Source organism: Terrimonas alba, assembly GCF_042434975.1.
In the GTDB taxonomy this organism is placed as follows: domain Bacteria; phylum Bacteroidota; class Bacteroidia; order Chitinophagales; family Chitinophagaceae; genus Terrimonas_B; species Terrimonas_B alba.
Genome location: NZ_JBHMQM010000002.1, coordinates 252952 through 271288 on the forward strand (window position 1 = coordinate 252952; position 18337 = coordinate 271288).

13 protein-coding genes, 2 tRNA genes and 3 rRNA genes are annotated in these 18337 nt (G+C 42.6%); 16 read left to right on the plus strand and 2 right to left on the minus strand.

Translation table 11 applies throughout. The features are described 5' to 3' along the window. Nucleotides 1-52 precede the first annotated feature (52 nt). From ACFEL9_RS05730 to ACFEL9_RS05740, 3 genes are all read left to right on the plus strand, one after another. Nucleotides 53-403 carry a hypothetical protein gene (locus tag ACFEL9_RS05730; RefSeq protein WP_385886981.1) on the plus strand — a complete coding sequence of 117 codons (351 nt, stop codon included), beginning with the start codon at nt 53-55 and terminating at the stop codon, nt 401-403. Nucleotides 404-422: 19 nt separating this feature from the next. Beyond that, on the plus strand, nt 423-1619 hold the full coding sequence (locus tag ACFEL9_RS05735) for a phosphoglycerate kinase (protein ID WP_385886983.1): 1197 nt from the start codon (nt 423-425) through the stop codon (nt 1617-1619). Nucleotides 1620-1680: 61 nt separating this feature from the next. Beyond that, nucleotides 1681-2301 carry a hypothetical protein gene (locus ACFEL9_RS05740; RefSeq protein WP_385886985.1) on the plus strand — a complete coding sequence of 207 codons (621 nt, stop codon included), beginning with the start codon at nt 1681-1683 and terminating at the stop codon, nt 2299-2301. Between the two features lie 4 nt (nt 2302-2305). Here ACFEL9_RS05740 and ACFEL9_RS05745 read toward each other — a convergent pair whose 3' ends face one another. After that, on the minus strand, nt 2306-3406 hold the full coding sequence (locus ACFEL9_RS05745; protein WP_385886988.1) for a PQQ-dependent sugar dehydrogenase: 1101 nt from the start codon (nt 3404-3406) through the stop codon (nt 2306-2308). 149 nt (nt 3407-3555) lie between these two features. On the opposite strand from ACFEL9_RS05745, the gene ACFEL9_RS05750 reads away from it, so the two are divergent. The 13 genes from ACFEL9_RS05750 to ACFEL9_RS05810 all read left to right on the plus strand — a co-directional run bounded on the left by ACFEL9_RS05750 (nt 3556) and on the right by ACFEL9_RS05810 (nt 16571). Further along, nucleotides 3556-4152, plus strand: a complete 597-nt coding sequence (locus tag ACFEL9_RS05750; protein WP_385886989.1) for a LemA family protein — start codon at nt 3556-3558, stop codon at nt 4150-4152. A gap of 15 nt (nt 4153-4167) precedes the next feature. Continuing rightward, nucleotides 4168-4635, plus strand: a complete 468-nt coding sequence (locus ACFEL9_RS05755; RefSeq protein ID WP_385886992.1) for a TPM domain-containing protein — start codon at nt 4168-4170, stop codon at nt 4633-4635. A gap of 5 nt (nt 4636-4640) precedes the next feature. Beyond that, a complete protein-coding gene (locus tag ACFEL9_RS05760; protein WP_385886994.1) occupies nt 4641-5423 on the plus strand; it encodes a TPM domain-containing protein in 783 nt (260 codons plus the stop codon). Nucleotides 5424-5600: 177 nt separating this feature from the next. After that, nucleotides 5601-7001 (plus strand): hypothetical protein, encoded by a 1401-nt coding sequence (locus tag ACFEL9_RS05765; RefSeq protein ID WP_385886996.1) that lies wholly within the window; start codon nt 5601-5603, stop codon nt 6999-7001. Between the two features lie 43 nt (nt 7002-7044). Beyond that, the gene (gene truA / locus ACFEL9_RS05770) at nt 7045-7785 is read left to right on the plus strand and encodes a tRNA pseudouridine(38-40) synthase TruA (RefSeq protein ID WP_385886999.1); all 741 of its coding nucleotides are present in this window, start codon (nt 7045-7047) and stop codon (nt 7783-7785) included. Nucleotides 7786-8557: 772 nt separating this feature from the next. After that, nucleotides 8558-10086, plus strand: a 16S ribosomal RNA gene (locus tag ACFEL9_RS05775). Nucleotides 10087-10184: 98 nt separating this feature from the next. Beyond that, nucleotides 10185-10259: transfer RNA gene (locus ACFEL9_RS05780), tRNA-Ile, on the plus strand. 48 nt (nt 10260-10307) lie between these two features. Further along, nucleotides 10308-10381: transfer RNA gene (locus ACFEL9_RS05785), tRNA-Ala, on the plus strand. A gap of 196 nt (nt 10382-10577) precedes the next feature. After that, nucleotides 10578-13388 (plus strand): 23S ribosomal RNA (locus tag ACFEL9_RS05790). Between the two features lie 74 nt (nt 13389-13462). Beyond that, nucleotides 13463-13574: ribosomal RNA gene (gene rrf / locus ACFEL9_RS05795) — 5S ribosomal RNA — on the plus strand. Together the 16S, 23S and 5S rRNA genes with 2 tRNA genes alongside form the textbook arrangement of a ribosomal RNA operon. An 81-nt stretch (nt 13575-13655) precedes the next feature. Then, the gene (locus tag ACFEL9_RS05800) at nt 13656-14654 is read left to right on the plus strand and encodes an FAD:protein FMN transferase (protein WP_385887000.1); all 999 of its coding nucleotides are present in this window, start codon (nt 13656-13658) and stop codon (nt 14652-14654) included. Nucleotides 14655-14745: 91 nt separating this feature from the next. Beyond that, complete coding sequence (locus ACFEL9_RS05805; RefSeq protein WP_385887002.1) at nt 14746-15987, plus strand: MFS transporter; 1242 nt, start codon at nt 14746-14748, stop codon at nt 15985-15987. A gap of 83 nt (nt 15988-16070) precedes the next feature. Next, complete coding sequence (locus ACFEL9_RS05810; RefSeq protein ID WP_385887004.1) at nt 16071-16571, plus strand: hypothetical protein; 501 nt, start codon at nt 16071-16073, stop codon at nt 16569-16571. A 12-nt stretch (nt 16572-16583) separates the two neighbouring features. Here ACFEL9_RS05810 and ACFEL9_RS05815 read toward each other — a convergent pair whose 3' ends face one another. Continuing rightward, nucleotides 16584-18308, minus strand: a complete 1725-nt coding sequence (locus ACFEL9_RS05815; RefSeq protein WP_385887007.1) for a M14 family metallopeptidase — start codon at nt 18306-18308, stop codon at nt 16584-16586. Between the last annotated feature and the right edge of the window lie 29 nt (nt 18309-18337).

Below are 18337 nucleotides of genomic sequence, written 5' to 3' on the forward strand. Positions count from 1 at the left end.
CAGAATATTTTTGTTGTTAACATTGCGGTTTTCATTCCCGCCAGAACGGTTTATGAAGATAGAAAACATTGATGGCCTCTCTGCTACTGATCTTCAGCAGCAGGTGAAGGAGGGCGGAAGGTTTGTTTATTTTGCATATACCCTATCTTTAGTTGTTGTTACGTTCAGGGATGTTTCTGGTGTTTACCTGGTCAGGTCAGGTGAGCGTACCATCAAAAGAAGTTTTTTATTTACTGCCATTTCCTTCTTTTTTGGGTGGTGGGGTATTCCCTGGGGACCAAAATATACCTGCAGCGCTATACGTACTAATTTAAAAGGAGGAAAAGATGTTACCGATGAAGTGATGGATGTGATTGGCGGATACTTATTATTTAAAGAAACGAATAGTGCGAAGGGATTATAAAATTTAAAAATGACTTTTTATGTCAAAATTTTCGGATCACAATTTTGCAGGCCAAAAGGCATTAGTTAGAGTTGACTTCAATGTTCCATTGAATGATAAATTCGAGATTACCGACGATACGAGGATGAAAGCCGCTGTCCCTACTATTAAAAAAATTACGGGTGATGGTGGCATTGCGATATTAATGTCGCATTTCGGTCGCCCTAAAGGCGGGCCAGAAGAAAAGTATTCATTAAAACACCTGGTTAAGCGTTTAAGTGAGTTGCTCGGCGGCGCTAAAGTTTTATTTGCTGATGACTGCATTGGTGAGCAGGCATTTTCGACCGCCAGCATGATGAAGCCGGGTGAAGTACTTCTTTTGGAAAACCTGCGGTTTTATAAAGAAGAAGAAAAGGGCGATGAAAAATTTGCCGAAAAATTATCGAAACTCGGGGATGTTTGGGTAAATGATGCTTTCGGAACGGCGCACAGGGCACATGCATCGACTGCAGTTATCGCAAAGTTTTTCCCTGCGGATAAAAGAATGTTTGGGTTATTGATGGAAGGAGAGGTGAGCAGTGCCGAAAAAGTTTTGCATGGAGCCGAAAAACCTTTTCTGGCCATCATTGGCGGTGCGAAAGTGTCTGACAAGATTTTAATCATTGAAAACCTGCTTGAAAGAGCTACCGATATCATTATTGGTGGTGGCATGGCTTATACTTTTATGAAAGCAGAAGGAGGAAAGATTGGTAAATCTTTGTGTGAGGACGATAGGCTCGACACGGCAAAAGAATTATTGGAAAAAGCAAAGCAAAAGGGTGTATGTATTCATTTGCCGTCCGATTCTATTATCGCTGATAAGTTTGCTGCAGACGCTGAAACCTCCAATGCACCAAGCAATAATATTCCCGAAGGATGGATGGGACTCGATATTGGTCCAAATGCCATTAAGCAATTTGTAAATGTGATCCATCGCTCCAAAACCATTTTATGGAACGGCCCGATGGGTGTGTTTGAAATGGAAAATTTTCAGCATGGAACGAAAGCCATTGCAACGGCAGTAGCAGAAGCTACGCAAAAAAGCGCTTTTTCTCTTGTTGGCGGTGGTGATTCTGTCGCTGCAGTCAACCAGTTTGGCTATGCTGACAAGGTAAGTTATGTTTCTACGGGTGGTGGTGCGATGCTGGAATATTTTGAGGGAAAAGTTTTGCCGGGAATAGCGGCGGTACAGCAATAGGCGGCTATGGGGTGTTGAATTTTTATATTATTTTGGCCGCCTATTAAAACACCACCATAAAATGAAAACAACTAAAGCACTGCTGGTAATCCTTACCTTGGGATTGTTCTTAACTTCCTGTCAAAAAGATTCCGATCCACCCCAGGAAAATACGAATGACAAATTATTTGGTACCTGGAATTTCATAGGTATGACGGCTTCCGTGAAAAGTTCAATAACTGCCGGCACCGGAGTTGATCAGGAAAAAATGATAACATCCTACCCAATTGTTGCGCAAAACCCCAAAGGGACCGTTACCATCGATTCTAAAAATATTAAAACCAGTGGGTTAAGCTACTCTTTTAAAACGAACCTCAAAACACAGTTTTATGTAGGAGGTGTTCTCGACTTTTCAGATGACTCACCTTTTGAAGGTGATATGCCTGCGTCAAGTGCATCCACTACTTATAAAACAGTCGGTACAGATTCAATTCACCTCGAAAGTGGCCTTGTTGCTTTTGACCCTGCAGCTGGCGGTGGAGGTGCTCCGAACCAGACAATACCACAAGACTTTAAAATTAGCTGGGAGAACGATGTTCTTGTATTAACATCTCCTATTAAATACAATACGGTCCAAATAATAAATGGATACAATGCCCAGGTGATAGTTGATGCAACTCAAGTAATAAGATTGAAAAAGTAGGAGCTTATTTTTTGCTAATCTCTATCAATTTATCATTACTTCCATTACTGGTGCAGATATAAACTTTTCCCTGGGGTGAAATGCATAGATCCCGCATCCGCCCGTATTTATTGGTAAAATATTCGTTGGTGCTGGTTATTTTAGAAAATGTATCATCCAGTTTCATTTGATACAGTCTTGAGTTTTTGAGCGTCACCAGTAATAAAGAATTTTTCCATTGTGGTATCAAATCATTATTGTAATAATCAAGACCGCAGGTCGCAATAGTCGGCGTCCACGCCTGGATAGGCTCTACGACATTGTTAGCTGAACAAAAGTCTTGTTCGTTCTGAGTATTGCATAGTCCATGTACATCGGGCCAGCCATAGTTTCTGCCTTTTTCAATAATGTTAATTTCGTCATTATCGCTGGGGCCGTGTTCTGAACTATAGAGTTTGTTGTTGGCAAATACAAGGCCTTGCGGGTTGCGATGACCAAAAGACCAATAAGGATTTCCGGCGACAGGATTATCCGCAGGAACACTGCCATCCAGGTTCAATCTCAGGATTTTCCCGTTGAACGATGATTTATTTTGCGCCAAAGATTGATTGGAAGCATCGCCGGTTGAAATAAATAGTTTATCACCGGTGATTAACAAGCGACTGCCATTATGGATATTGGCGGCTTCAATGTTATCGATGATGATTTTTGGCTCGGTTAAGAGATCTCCATTGTATGTATAACGAATTACTTTTTCAGTGTAACCCAAACCGCTATTATAATTATAAACTACAAAAACATGTGGCGTTGCAGCAAAATTGGGATGCAGCGCCATACCTAACAACCCGCCTTCTCCCATTGATACTACCTCATCAATTATTAAAATAGTTGTTACTGCACCTGTGGATGGATTTACACGGCTTATCTTTCCGTTTCTTTCAGTCATCCAGATGTGGTCATCAGGGCCCCACAAAATTTCCCAGGGTAAACGCAGGCTGCTGACAATTGCAGTGTCCTTTATCTCTACTGCTCCGGGTGGTTCAATGTTCTTATTTTCTTTTTTGCACTGCACTGCATGCAGTGTTAAAATGACAAAGAGGAGAAAAGAATTTTTTAAAAAATTCATACCTGCCAGTTGTATAAAGATAATGACCAAAATCATGCCCATAGTTCGTTACAATATGTCAACTCCTGTATAAATCTTGATGAAGGGAAAATTTATCTTGTTGAAATACTAAAAGCACTAATTTTAGTGCCACACAAAAACTATCTACCATGAAAGGGACAAAAAACCTCACCTTGATAATTATTCTTGCAATCGTTCTTATTGTCGGTGTAATGGGTTGTAATGGTTATAACGGGCTGGTGAAACAGGATGAGACAGTAAAGAATTCCTGGAACAATGTACAAAGTTCTTATCAACGAAGGGCTGATCTTATTCCTAACCTGGTGAATACGGTAAAAGGTGAGGCCAATTTTGAACAGCAGACTTTGATTCAAACAATCGAGGCGAGATATAAAAATCTGAATAGCGTAAAAGTGGATCCGGCTAATCTCACCGATGAAAACATCGCGAAATTCCAGGCCGCACAGGGTGAGTTGAGCAGCGCTTTAAGCCGTTTGATGGTAGTAGTTGAAAACTATCCGAATTTAAAGGCAAATGAAGGTTTCCGTGCTTTACAAGCAGAGTTGGCGGGTACAGAAAATCGCATCAATGTTGCCCGCAATGATTTTAATGGTAATGTAAACACTTACAATACCAAGGTTCGTTCATTCCCCATGAACTTTTTTGCAGGAATGTTTGGCTTTAAAGTTAGAGAAGGCTTTAAAGCTGATGAAGGTGCACAGAAAGCTCCCGAAGTAAAATTCTGATTACCCGATAAAATAATGTGGTTGAAAATTTTTCCCTGGCAGAGAAAGAACGAGTTCTTCACCCCTGAAGAAAAACAACTTATTGTTGAAGCAGTGCGCAATGCAGAAAGGCGAACAAGCGGAGAAGTACGTGTATTTATCGAAAGCCGTTGCCCTTACATGGATGCCATCGATAGGGCTGAACAGATTTTCTTAAAACTGCAAATGCAAAAAACAGCGGATCGTAACGCTGTGATCATATATGCTGCGTTGAAAGATCATCAATTGGCGATTTATGGCGATGCCGGCATTCACAATAAAGTGGGTCAGCAATACTGGGATCGGGAAGTGCAACAAATGATCAGCTCCTTTAACAGGGATAACTATGCAGAAGGAATTCGTCAATGCGTGATTGATGTCGGTGAAGCCCTGCATACCCATTTCCCATTTGATAACGATTCAGATAAAAATGAATTACCAGACGATATTGTGTTTGGCAACTAATATTCATGAAGAAACTTTTTCTTTTCCTATTTTTTCTTTCTTCTGTTTGTGCCTATGCTCAAATAGGTAAATATGTTCCGCAGCGACCGTCCCCACCAAAACTGGTGAATGATTTTACACAATCGCTTACGCCGGAACAAATACAAGCTCTGGAAAGTAAACTTGTCGCCTACGATGACAGTACGTCCAGCCAGGTTGCCGTGGTTATTATTCCAACCACGGGTGATTATCCAATAGAAGATGTGGCCTTGCAAATTTTGAGGCGCTGGGGTGTGGGTGGTAAAACTACAAACAACGGAATTGTTGTATTGGTTGCAAAAGATGATCGCAAGGTTCGGATAGAAGTTGGCTATGGTTTAGAAGGCGCTATCCCTGATATGATTGCCGCTTCAATCATCGACCATGAAATTGTTCCCAATTTCCGTGAAAATAATTACTATCGCGGCCTAGATGAAGGAACCAATGCAATATTCAAGGCTGCTGCCGGGGAATACAGGGCCCCGGAAGGTTATGCAAAGAGAAAGAATAATAAAGGGCCGGGTTTGGGCACCATTATTTTTATCATTATTATTCTTGTTATTCTCTTCAGTGGTGCCGGTGGCGGACGTGGCGGCGGATATGTTTCCCGTCGCGGGTACAGGGGATGGTGGTTGCCAACTGGTGGCTGGACCGGAGGTGGTGGCGGTGGCTGGTCTGGTAGTGGAGGGGGAGGAGGTTGGTCCGGCGGCGGCTTTGGTGGATTCGGTGGAGGAAGTGGCGGCGGAGGCGGAGCAAGTGGAAGTTGGTAAAAAGTAATAAAATAATTGGCGCTTATTGATAAATTGCCTGCGTGTCAGCAGATGACAGTATCTGCTCACGGCTTCCTTTCAAACATCTCAAACTGATATATAATAAAATTATAAGTCATCCATCGCGCAACTGTTTATAGACTTAATTGAATTAATTTTGAGCAAAGCATCTTCTGAATGAACCGGCTTATTTGTAGCATTTCTTTTCTGGTATTGAGTGGCATAAGTTTTTCTCAAAAGACTTTTTTCGTTTACATACAGTCTGAAGCGGAGCAATCTTTTTTTGTGAAGGTGAATGATAAAAATATAAGCTCATCCCCATCCGGCTATGTTATTTTGTCACAACTGAAGGACAGTACTTATAATTTCAAGATAGGATTTCCGCAAAATAAATGGCCTGAGCAGGATTTTTCAATTGCCATGAAATCTAACGACCATGGTTTTTTATTAAAAAATTTTAATGAAAAAGGGTGGGGGCTATTTGATTTGCAAACACTGAATGTTGTAATGGCGGAGAAGAAGGAGAGGACGAAGATCAAAACGGAACTCCAGGCAGTTTCTTTATTTACTGAAGTTTTATCCAAAGCGGCCAATGATCCTTCCCTGCGGGAAAAGCCTGTATTCGCTGTGGTGAAGGAAGAGAAATCAATCAGCCAGGATGTGGTTGCCAGGCAGCAAGATGCTCCTGTTAAAGAAAAAGAACTTCAACCGAGGCAAGAAGACAAGCCGGCTGCAACCATTGATAGTAGCAGAACAACTGGAATTGTGGCCGACGACGAACCCAAAGCAGAAACACCAAAAATAGTATCCCAAAAAGAAGAGTTTTCGAAATTGCCGCAAGAAGGTGTACAGCCACAAATAGTGGTAAAGGAAAAGCAGTCAGAAAAGAAAGATTCCATCAACGCATCTTTGATGGTAAAAAATGTAGAGGATACTAACGCTGAAACGGCCAACAAAATAGTTGCTGTAGAAGAAACTAAAGCCGACACGGCTAACAAAACAGTTGCATTAGAGGAATCACCTGCATCACAGAAAGAAAATACTCAACCGCAAACAGCTTATAGAAGATCAGTTGTACTAAAAAAATCAGAAAGTTCTAGTTTAGAAGGATTGGGGTTGGTGTTTATAGATCAGTATCCGGGAGGTGAGATTGATACAATCAGTATATTAATCCCCAGTACCACTCCGCTTTTCGGAGCTGAAAATACACCACCTGTTACTGAAAAGAAGTTTTTGAATATTGATGATTTGAAAGAAAATATGTCATCCCTTGCTGCAAATAAAACTAATTGCAGGACTGTCGCTTCTCAAAACGATTTTCTCAGACTAAGAAAGAAAATGGCCGGTCAAAAAGATGATGAGGCAATGTTAACTGAAGCTAAAAAGGAGTTTAAGGTCAGATGTTTTTCCAGCGAACAGGTAAAAAACCTGGGTGTCCTGTTTTTGAATGAGCCTGGTAAGTTTCAATTTTATGAAGCCGCCTATCCTTATAGCAGCGATCCGGCTAGTTTCATGGCATTGCAAAACGAATTTAAAGATCCCTATTTTATTCATCGGTTTAAAAACATGATTAAATAAGCCTCTTGATCTAAAGGCCTTTCTAGTCAATCGTTGCTAACTCATGCCCCGCTATTTTCTCGAAGTATCGTACAATGGCTCTCAGTACAGTGGTTTTCAATCCCAGGAAAATGCCAATACTATCCAGGCAGAAATTGAAAAAGCATTTAAAATATTACAAAGGGAAGAGGTAGCAATGACCGGATCATCAAGAACCGATGCCGGAGTTCATGCATTGCAAAATTTCTTTCACTTCGACTTTCAGCAGCCATTAAATCCACAGTTTGTTTATAAGATCAATGCGATATTGCCGCCTCAAATTGTGGTAAGGTCTGTTTCCCAGGTTTCATCAGGGGCTCACTGCAGGTTTGATGCATTAAGCCGCGAATACAAATATTTTATTTACCGGCAAAAAGATCCATTCTTGATGGACAGAGCTTATTATTTTCCCTACAAGCTCGATTTCAATAAATTGCGGGAAGCCGCTTCCTTGGTGCAGGAATACCATGATTTCACTTCTTTTTCAAAGAGAAATACGCAAGTTAAAACCTTTCAATGCCAGGTTAGCCGGAGTGAGTGGTTTTGGGAAAACGGTTGTTTGATTTACCATGTCGAAGCCAATCGGTTCCTTAGAGGAATGGTAAGAGCTTTGACAGCCACAATGTTACAGGTCGGAAGAGGCAAAATCGATCTGGCCGAATTCAGGCGGATAATCGAGGCAAAAGATTGTACAAGAGCAAGTTTTGCGGTGCCTCCTCATGGCTTATTCCTGGTGGCGGTCAAATTTCCAGTCATCGGAGCTTAATTTTTTTATTCCTGCAAGCCTTTATGGGTGTATATCGTAGACCAGATTTAGGTTAGTTTTTAAAAAAGATTTGGTGAGAATAATTTCACTCCTATCTTTGCACCCCCGATTGAAAAAAAGGGTTAGTTCTCTGAATAGTTATCACTTGATTTTAAGAAAACTACAAGCAAAAATTTAGGCAATAAAATTTGGTAGTAATACTCAAACCCTTACTTTTGCACCCCGCTTCAAAACGGGTTTAGTTCTCTGAAAATTATCATTTGATTCTAAGGAAACTACAAGCAAAAATTTAGGCAATAAAGTTTGGTAGTAATACTCAAATCCTTACTTTTGCACCCCGATTAAAAACGGATTAGTTCTCTGAGATTGTGAAAAACGCTGCTGGGCAAATGTGAACAAAAGTTCACAAAAAAATTTGCCGGTAAACATGGAACGCTTACCTTTGCAGTCCGTCTATAAAAAACGGAAAGTTCTTCACAAAACGAATTGATTATCAAACCAATGCTTCTGAAATTTTTTCAAAAAAAATGAAGAAAAATTTGGTAGAAATAAAAAGGCTCCTACCTTTGCACTCCCAAAAATACTGAGCTAGTCTGAGTAACAAAAGGGATGGCAAAGCAAAGCCAAAAGATCTTTGAAAGTTGGGAAACAATAGCACTTTGACAGTTCTTCGGAACGTCAAAAACAATAGGTAAGTCAAGCTAAACACAATTTAGATTTGACACGTTTAATTTTCTATTGAGAATTCTACTGTCAGTATCAAACATCATTTACAATGGAGAGTTTGATCCTGGCTCAGGATGAACGCTAGCGGCAGGCTTAATACATGCAAGTCGAGGGGCAGCATGGTGTAGCAATACACTGATGGCGACCGGCAAACGGGTGCGGAACACGTACACAACCTTCCTTTAAGCGGGGAATAGCCCAGAGAAATTTGGATTAATACCCCATAGTATATTGGTTAGGCATCTAACTATTATTAAAGATTTATCACTTAAAGATGGGTGTGCGGCTGATTAGGTAGTTGGCGGGGTAACGGCCCACCAAGCCTACGATCAGTAACTGGTGTGAGAGCACGACCAGTCACACGGGCACTGAGACACGGGCCCGACTCCTACGGGAGGCAGCAGTAAGGAATATTGGTCAATGGACGAAAGTCTGAACCAGCCATGCCGCGTGGAGGATGAAGGTCCTCTGGATTGTAAACTTCTTTTATATGGGACGAAAAAAGGCTTTTCTAAGTCGTCTGACGGTACCATATGAATAAGCACCGGCTAACTCCGTGCCAGCAGCCGCGGTAATACGGAGGGTGCAAGCGTTATCCGGATTCACTGGGTTTAAAGGGTGCGTAGGTGGGTTGGTAAGTCAGTGGTGAAATCCCCGAGCTTAACTTGGGAACTGCCATTGATACTATTAATCTTGAATATCGTGGAGGTTAGCGGAATATGTCATGTAGCGGTGAAATGCTTAGATATGACATAGAACACCAATTGCGAAGGCAGCTGGCTACACGAATATTGACACTGAGGCACGAAAGCGTGGGGATCAAACAGGATTAGATACCCTGGTAGTCCACGCCCTAAACTATGGATACTCGACATCAGCGATACACTGTTGGTGTCTGAGCGAAAGCATTAAGTATCCCACCTGGGAAGTACGATCGCAAGATTGAAACTCAAAGGAATTGGCGGGGGTCCGCACAAGCGGTGGAGCATGTGGTTTAATTCGATGATACGCGAGGAACCTTACCTGGGCTAGAATGCTGGGAGACCGTGGGTGAAAGCTCACTTTGTAGCAATACACTGCCAGTAAGGTGCTGCATGGCTGTCGTCAGCTCGTGCCGTGAGGTGTTGGGTTAAGTCCCGCAACGAGCGCAACCCCCATCACTAGTTGCCATCAGGTAACGCTGGGAACTCTAGTGAAACTGCCGTCGTAAGACGTGAGGAAGGAGGGGATGATGTCAAGTCATCATGGCCTTTATGCCCAGGGCTACACACGTGCTACAATGGGGAGGACAAAGGGCTGCAACATAGTGATATGAAGCTAATCCCAAAAACCTCTTCTCAGTTCAGATTGGAGTCTGCAACTCGACTCCATGAAGCTGGAATCGCTAGTAATCGTATATCAGCAATGATACGGTGAATACGTTCCCGGACCTTGCACACACCGCCCGTCAAGCCATGGAAGCCGGGTGTACCTAAAGTCGGTAACCGTAAGGAGCCGCCTAGGGTAAAACTGGTGACTGGGGCTAAGTCGTAACAAGGTAGCCGTATCGGAAGGTGCGGCTGGAATACCTCCTTTTTAGAGCAAGTACTTACTTGCTATTGTTTCCCACAACTTTCAATTTTTTATGTCTAGTTCTTTTAAAAAGTAACCCGATAACTCGGGGGCTACAAAATAGATCCGTAGCTCAGCCTGGTTAGAGCACTACACTGATAATGTAGGGGTCAGCAGTTCAAATCTGCTCGGGTCTACTAATAAGCTAATAGCTATTAGCTGATAGCTATCAGCCCAAAAAAATTGGGGGGTTAGCTCAGTTGGCTAGAGCATCTGCCTTGCACGCAGAGGGTCATCGGTTCGACTCCGATATCCTCCACTAAAAGTTCTTTATTTGATGTGATTCGTTCAGGCGAATCGTTTGGTTCGAGTCCAACACATCGACACATTCTGATTTATCGGAATAAGCTCTTTGACATATTGGGAAAAGTTGTTAGAATATGTATTTAATAATGTTTCTTATTTAATTATAAGTAACACCACTTCAAGAATTGAGAAATTCTAGTTTTAATTTTTTTAAAGCAATTAAGGGCACATGGTGGATGCCTTGGGTCTGAGAGGCGATGAAGGACGTGGTAAGCTGCGATAAGCCAGGGAAAGCTGCACACAAGCATTATATCCCTGGATCTCCGAATGGGACAACCCACTATACTGAAGGTATAGTATCCGCCGAAAGGCGGAAGCCAACCTCCTGAACTGAAACATCTAAGTAGGGAGAGGAAAAGAAAATAATAATGATTCCCCGAGTAGTGGCGAGCGAAAAGGGAAGAGCCTAAACTTTGGCGGCGTGCCGTCGAAGGGTTGTAGGACTGCATTTAGAAATTGTCATCAAGTTGAATCTTCTGGAAAGTTGAGCCATAGACGGTGATAGCCCCGTAAGCACAAATTGACAAGGACGAGCAGTATCCTGAGTAGGGCGGGACCGGAGAAATCCTGCTTGAATCTGCCAGCACCATCTGGTAAGGCTAAATACTCCTCAGACACCGATAGTGAACCAGTACCGTAAGGGAAAGGTGAAAAGCACCCTAAACAAGGGAGTGAAATAGTACCTGAAACCGTGTGCCTACAAGCGGTCGGAGTCCGCCTCGGCGGATGACGGCGTGCCTTTTGCATAATGAGCCTACGAGTTGCTCCTCACTGGCGAGGTTAAGTTCTTTATTAACGGAGCCGTAGCGAAAGCGAGTCCAAATAGGGCGACTAGTCAGTGGGGGCAGACGCGAAACTTTGTGATCTATCCATGGGCAGGTTGAAGGTTAGGTAAAACTAACTGGAGGACCGAACCCGTTGACGTTGAAAAGTCTTGGGATGACCTGTGGATAGGGGTGAAAGGCCAATCAAACTGAGAGATAGCTCGTTCTCCCCGAAATGTTTTTAGGAACAGCCTCGGATTATGAAGTCTGTTAGAGGTAGAGCTACTGATTGGGCTAGGGGGCTTCACCGCCTACCAAACCCTGACAAACTCCGAATGCTAACAGATATTCTCCGGGAGTGAGGCTACGGGTGCTAAGATCCGTGGCCGAGAGGGAAATAACCCAGAATAGCAGCTAAGGTCCCTAATACATAGTTAAGTTGATCAAACGAGGTGAGACTTCTATAACAGCCAGGATGTTTGCTTGGAAGCAGCAATTCATTTAAAGAGTGCGTAACAGCTCACTGGTCGAGAGGTCTTGCACGGAAAATAATCGGGCATCAAACTATGAACCGAAGCTCTATGATCGCCGCTAAGCGGATGATCGGTAGGGGAGCATTCAAACTGCATCGAAGGTGACCGGCGACGGTTGCTGGAGCGGTTTGAAAAGAAAATGTAGGCATAAGTAACGATAAAAGGAGTGAAAAACTCCTTCGCCGAAAGTCTAAGGGTTCCTGATCAACGTTAATCGGATCAGGGTTAGTCTGGTCCTTAGTCAAACCCGAAAGGGGTAGATGATGGAAAGCTGGTTAATATTCCAGCACCTGCTGTACAATGAAAGTGACGGAGAGCCGTGGTCGCTACGTACTGACGGATATGTACGTCTGAGTGGAGTCTTCGGACAAAGCGAAGCGATAAAAGTTCTTCCAAGAAAAGCGAGTATAGCAGCCAGTACCGCAAACCGACACAGGTAGACGGGATGAGTATTCTAAGGCGCTCGGGTGAGCCGTGGAGAAGGAACTAGGCAAATTGACGCTGTAACTTCGGGATAAAGCGTACCATCTTCGGATGGTCTCAGTAAAATGGTTCAACCAACTGTTTAACAAAAACACAGGGCCCTGCAAAATCGAAAGATGACGTATAGAGCCTGATACCTGCCCGGTGCTGGAAGGTTAAGGAAGGGTGTTCGACGCAAGTCAAAGCTCCTGACTGAAGCCCCAGTAAACGGCGGCCGTAACTATAACGGTCCTAAGGTAGCGAAATTCCTTGTCGGGTAAGTTCCGACCTGCACGAATGGTCTAATGAGTTGAACGCTGTCTCCTCCACGAGCCCGGTGAAATTGTAGTATCGGTGAAGATGCCGGTTACCCGCCACGGGACGGAAAGACCCCGTGAACCTTCACTACAACTTTGCATTGATTTTGAATTACGGATGTGTAGAATAGTTGGGACGCTTTGAAGCAGTGGCGCTAGCCATTGTGGAGCGGTCGTTGAAATACCAACCTTCTTTGATTTAGAGTCTAATCCCTTGCGGGAAACAGTGCATGGTGGGTAGTTTGACTGGGGTGGTCGCCTCCTAAAGAGTAACGGAGGCTTGCAAAGGTACCCTCAGTACGGTTGGTAATCGTACGAAGAGCGCATTAGTATAAGGGTGCTTGACTGTGAGGCACACAAGCCGAGCAGGGACGAAAGTCGGCTAAAGTGATCCGGCGGTTCTGTATGGAAGGGCCGTCGCTCAAAGGATAAAAGGTACTCCGGGGATAACAGGCTGATCTCCCCCAAGAGCTCATATCGACGGGGAGGTTTGGCACCTCGATGTCGGTTCGTCACATCCTGGGGCTGGAGAAGGTCCCAAGGGTTCGGCTGTTCGCCGATTAAAGTGGCACGTGAACTGGGTTCAGAACGTCGCAAGACAGTTCGGTCCCTATCTGTGGTGGGCGCAAGTAAATTGAGAGGACATGACCTTAGTACGAGAGGACCGGGTCGTACGTACCGCTGGTGTATCAGTTGTGCCGCCAGGTGCAATGCTGAGTAGCTATGTACGGACAGGATAAACGCTGAAAGCATCTAAGCGTGAAACCTTCCTTAAGATGAGTTTACTTTTAAGGGCCGTCAAAGACTATGACGTTGATAGGCTACAGGTGTAAAGGTGGTAACATCAAAGCCGAGTAGTACTAATTGCCCGTACGCTTTAATTTTTTTTAAATACTTTTCTAACACTCCCAATATGTAATTTATTACAGCTTTGAGTTCATCTCATCGCTCATATTTTTATGGTGGTTTTGCCGAGGGTGTTCACCTCTTCCCATACCGAACAGAGAAGTTAAGTCCCTCATGGCCCATGGTACTGCACAACAATGCGGGAGAGTAGGTAGCTGCCATATTTATTAAAAAAGCCTTTCAGATTTATTTCTGAGAGGCTTTTTTGTTTTATAAGATGCCTCGTTCTGAAATAGATTTGCCGTATGAAAAGTTTATGTCTTATAGTTTTGTGCTTCTTCAATTTGTCTTTTGCCGGATATCCAGAGATAAAAAAGATTCAGATCAACGGAGCGGCGCAGGGAACTACCTATCATATCACTTACTATGCGCAGGATAGTTTGATTATAAAAAGGCAAATAGACAGTGTTTTGAATAAAATTGATAGCTCCCTATCCTTATATAAGCCTTACTCACTCGTTAATCAATTTAATCAATCTACCAGCGGCATAACGGCTGATCAACATTTAATGAGGGTGGTAACAAAAGCTCTTGCGGTATTTAGAAAAACAAAAGGACTATTTGATATTACCGTGTTTCCTTTGACAGATGCATGGGGCTTTGGACCGGAAAGGAAAAACTCTTTACCCGATTCAGCCGCTATCAAAGAAATTATGCCTTGCATAAACTCGCGGTTGGTTTATACGAAACGGAATAAGATTGCAAAAAGAAAACCTTGTGTTCAGTTAGATCCCAATGGTATTGCACAGGGATACAGCGTAGATGTCCTTGCTGATTTTTTTGATGAGCTGGGAGTCAGAAACTATATTATTGAGTTAGGTGGCGAAATAAGAGTAAGTGGCCGAAAGCCGGGCAATGAAAAAATGTCCATTGGCATTGAGGCGCCTGGTGAGGATGCTAATTTTTCTATGATTGAAAGAGTCGTATACCCCGATCAAGGTGCCATTACTACTTCCGGCAATTACAGGCGGTATCATGAAAGTAATGGTAGGAAGATAACCCACTTGTTGAATCCGAAGACTGGCTACACACTGCAAAATGAATTGATCAGTGTTACTGTATTTGCAAAGGATGCTATGACTGCCGATGCATATGATAATGCGTTGATGGTAATGGGACTTGAAAAAGCATTAGCTTTTGTTGACAAGAAAAAAGACCTGGCTGCTCATTTCATTTATAGAACAAAAGACGGCAAAGTTGCGGATACCATGAGCAAACGATTTCGACGTCTTTTGACTCCCTAAAAAAAGTTGTATTCTTTATCGATCATTAATGGCCTGATTATATTTTGTTTGAGTTAGCCAGGGATTCCCGACATTTGTCCATCTTCAGTCAATGACCAGAACAGAAAGAATAATTGTATTCATTTTAGCAGGGCTTAATTTTACGCATATCCTGGACTTTATGATCATGATGCCATTGGGTAACTACCTGATGCCATATTTTGATATTAACCCAAAGCAGTTTAGTTTTTTAGTTAGTGCATATTCTATAAGTGCCGCTGTATCGGGATTTGCTGCTGCTTTTATCGTGGACCAGTTTGACAGGAAGAAAATCCTCGTATTATCCTATATTGGCTTTCTCCTTGGAACACTGGCCTGCGGCTTTTCTCCAACCTATAATTTTTTATTTGCATCACGGATACTAGCGGGAATTTTTGGAGGTGTCATCGGCGCCCAGGTGTTCTCAATCATTGCAGATCTTTTTACGTATGAAAGAAGAGGTGCTGCCATGGGATCAGTGATGAGCGCATTTGCCATTGCTTCCATTCTGGGAGTGCCTTTTTCATTGTATCTCACTAATCTTTTTCATGATGATTGGCATATTCCTTTTTTGCTGGTAGGCGGTGTTGGTATCGCATTGGCTCCGCTACTCATAAAGTTTATTCCACCAATGAAGGGTCATATTCTGCAGTCAGAAAAGAAGGAACAACCACTGATGTTATTGGGAACAGTTTTGCAAACTCCTGCTCAACGTTCCGCATTGCTCTTCTCCTGCCTGCTGATGATGGGGCATTTCCTGATCATTCCTTTTATCAATCCTTATCTTGAATTCAACAAAGGATTTTCAAAAGACCTTACTCCTATGATTTATTTGGTAGGAGGTATTGCTTCTTTGATTGCCGCTATATATTTGGGACGTATTTCCGATAAAAGGGGTAAGCTGCCTGTCTTTAGCATTTCGGTCTTCTTTTCTTTGTTTATGGTAATAATAATTACCCGAATGCCAACAGTTCCTTTTACAGTTGTTTTGATATTTTTTGCTATTTGGTTTGTGGTAGCGACAGGTCGGGCGGTGACGGCACAGGCGATGATCAGTGAAGTGGTGAAGCCTGAGCAGCGGGGTAGTTTTATGAGTTTTAATGGAAGTGTTCAGCAATTGGGGACCAGCATCGCATCGGTAGTTGCAGGATTTATTGTATTAAAAGATAAAGCGGGAAAAATACAACATTACGAATGGCTGGGTTATTTGAGTATACTGGTACTGCTCGCAAGCCTGTTATTGGGACGTTATCTCTTCTCCGGTATGGATAAAAAGGATGCAGTCGTCCAGCCAGATAGTATAATCGACAGGTAAAAGTCCTATTGCTGCTGCTTTTTTGGGTATGCAACTAAATTTTTTGTTTTGATGTACGTTATTCATCAACAAGTCCAATTGCTATGAGAAATATACTTCTACTATTACTACTTACTGCCACTTTTTTTGGTTGCCAATCCAAATCAGCGTTCGATTATAGCCAGCGAATTGTTCAAATGGAAACTGAACTTTCATCCGCCATTGCCATTGCTGATGAAAAGGCGGGGGCATTTTTGGACAATAACGAGACTGACAGTGCCATCCTGGTAAGTCAGCATATGGAGGAGTTGGCCGATAACAAGCTGAAAGAAATTCAAAAGCTGGAGGCTCCTAATGTAGAGGAAGGAGAAAATTTTAAAAAAGCTGCTGTTCAGTATTTCGTTTACCTGAAGGCCGTTTATTCTTCGTTTAAAAAATTTACAATGGCCTCGAACGAAACGGAAAAGGAAAATGAACGTCAGAGGCTGGCCCGCATGGTGGGTCAAAAAGACCAGGTGACAAAGGAATTACAGGAGGCCCAGCAAAAATTTGCCAAAGCCAACAATTTTCGGATCGAAAAAGTAAAAGGAGTGAGTAGTTTATAATTGACTTACTGGTCATTTCATCCGGTACACAGGATAGCGCATATGCACCGGTTCAAAATAAGAAGAGTTTTGATAAACGAAATTTAATTGAGCTGCACCATTTTTCGCAAAACTTGTATCAGCCGATCTTTTTTGTTCCAGCTTTGTCTTCAGTTCGGGATTTGTTTTTAAATATTCGGCAGCAATATCTTCAAATGCATAAGCCGAGTAGCCTTCTTTTTGTCCAAGTATCGCATCAAAATAATTCCACGCGAAATAAGAGTCTTCCATTTGCGGCTCCAGTGTTTCAATTAAAAACCGGTTCGCTTCCTGGTTCATAGGGATATAATAATCACCCTTGCGAAAATTCATTTTTTGCATCTGGCTGCTGATCTTCACATCACTATTCGGATGATGCATTTCATATTGAAGAGCGGCGGTTTTATAATCCTCAATACGATACACTTCTACTTCAATCGTTGTATCCTTTTTCAATTGCAGCATCTCAACTTCGTTCAATTTTAGGAGGTCGATGACCTTCCACCAACCCTGCGGAATGATGTAGGCTTTTGGTTTCTGAATAAATTCTTTCTGCTCATAATAATTATAAAAAGGAACCTGCATCTCATAGGGTTTGCCGCGGTCATAATATAAACGTGGGTGACCGGAAACTTCACTTGGTTTGTATCCTGCCGTATATCCCCTGTAGCCAATGGTTGTAAATTTTGACTTATCAAGTTTCCAATTCAAGGGAAATTGTGCCTGCGTTTTTACCGCTTGTTTTGCCTGCTCTCTTGTTTGTTTGATGATAACGCTGTTCTTGCTGGTAAAATCAATAAAACATTGCATTAAAGCATAGGTAGCTTTTACCCGTTGATCGTATGGTTTGAGCATATGTGTTTCGGGTACAAAAGAAAAACTGTGCCATAGCGAGCCATAGCCGCTTCCGTAGCGTGGGCTATCCCAAAACTGCGACCAGCCTTTATCCGGTGTTTCGCCCCATACATTTACATAAGGGACCAGGTCATAATTCTTTTCTTTCATCAAAGAATAAAGGGCAGGTTCAAATCGCTTATTGATAAATTCGCCCATTACGCCGCCTAACTTACTATGTTGCGATGTAAGTAAAGTCATTATATGCTGGTAATCGGCGCCATTGCTTACATGGTTGTCCACAAAAACATCCGGATCAGTCAAATGAAATATTTCGGTGAAAGCCCTCGCATCCTTTGAATCGCATTTGATAAAATCGCGGTTGAGATCCAGGTTCCGGGAGTTGCCTCTGAATCCTTTTTCAACCGGGCCATTTTGATCAATCCGATAATTAACGCTGCGGTTAAGACAACCGCCAATGTTGTAAACGGGGATAATAGCTAAAACAATATTGTCCGGAATTTTATATTTACTAGTCACTATATCCTTCACCATGAGCATACTTGCATCTATGCCATCCGGTTCACCCGGGTGAATGCCATTGTTGATAAGGATGATTGGCTTATTATTTTTCCGGATGTTGGAGAAGTTGTTATCACCATTATTGGAAACAACAATAAGGTGGAGTGGAAAACCGGCGTCCGTCATTCCCATGGTAAACATTTTTACTTTTCCCGATCTCTCGTCCAGCTTTTTCCACCAATTGATGATTTCGTTATAGAGGGGAGTTTCTTTACCACCGGACAGTTCAAACTTTGTAGTGATATCTTGAGAGTGCATCACAAATACACGGAATATAGATGCCAGCAGTAATATTTTTCGCATAATTCAATTTAAAGCGATAAATATAAAGC

Bases quoted from the DNA above. Each gene is read 5' to 3' on its own strand.
- ACFEL9_RS05735 (WP_385886983.1), top strand. From the start codon at position 423: ATGTCAAAATTTTCGGATCACAATTTTGCAGGCCAAAAGGCATTAGTT.
- ACFEL9_RS05760 (WP_385886994.1), top strand. From the start codon at position 4,641: ATGAAGAAACTTTTTCTTTTCCTATTTTTTCTTTCTTCTGTTTGTGCC.
- ACFEL9_RS05815 (WP_385887007.1), bottom strand. From the start codon at position 18,308: ATGCGAAAAATATTACTGCTGGCATCTATATTCCGTGTATTTGTGATG.
- ACFEL9_RS05755 (WP_385886992.1), top strand. From the start codon at position 4,168: ATGTGGTTGAAAATTTTTCCCTGGCAGAGAAAGAACGAGTTCTTCACC.
- ACFEL9_RS05765 (WP_385886996.1), top strand. From the start codon at position 5,601: ATGAACCGGCTTATTTGTAGCATTTCTTTTCTGGTATTGAGTGGCATA.
- ACFEL9_RS05800 (WP_385887000.1), top strand. From the start codon at position 13,656: ATGAAAAGTTTATGTCTTATAGTTTTGTGCTTCTTCAATTTGTCTTTT.
- truA (WP_385886999.1), top strand. From the start codon at position 7,045: ATGCCCCGCTATTTTCTCGAAGTATCGTACAATGGCTCTCAGTACAGT.
- ACFEL9_RS05750 (WP_385886989.1), top strand. From the start codon at position 3,556: ATGAAAGGGACAAAAAACCTCACCTTGATAATTATTCTTGCAATCGTT.
- ACFEL9_RS05805 (WP_385887002.1), top strand. From the start codon at position 14,746: ATGACCAGAACAGAAAGAATAATTGTATTCATTTTAGCAGGGCTTAAT.
- ACFEL9_RS05740 (WP_385886985.1), top strand. From the start codon at position 1,681: ATGAAAACAACTAAAGCACTGCTGGTAATCCTTACCTTGGGATTGTTC.
- ACFEL9_RS05730 (WP_385886981.1), top strand. From the start codon at position 53: ATGAAGATAGAAAACATTGATGGCCTCTCTGCTACTGATCTTCAGCAG.
- ACFEL9_RS05810 (WP_385887004.1), top strand. From the start codon at position 16,071: ATGAGAAATATACTTCTACTATTACTACTTACTGCCACTTTTTTTGGT.
- ACFEL9_RS05745 (WP_385886988.1), bottom strand. From the start codon at position 3,406: ATGAATTTTTTAAAAAATTCTTTTCTCCTCTTTGTCATTTTAACACTG.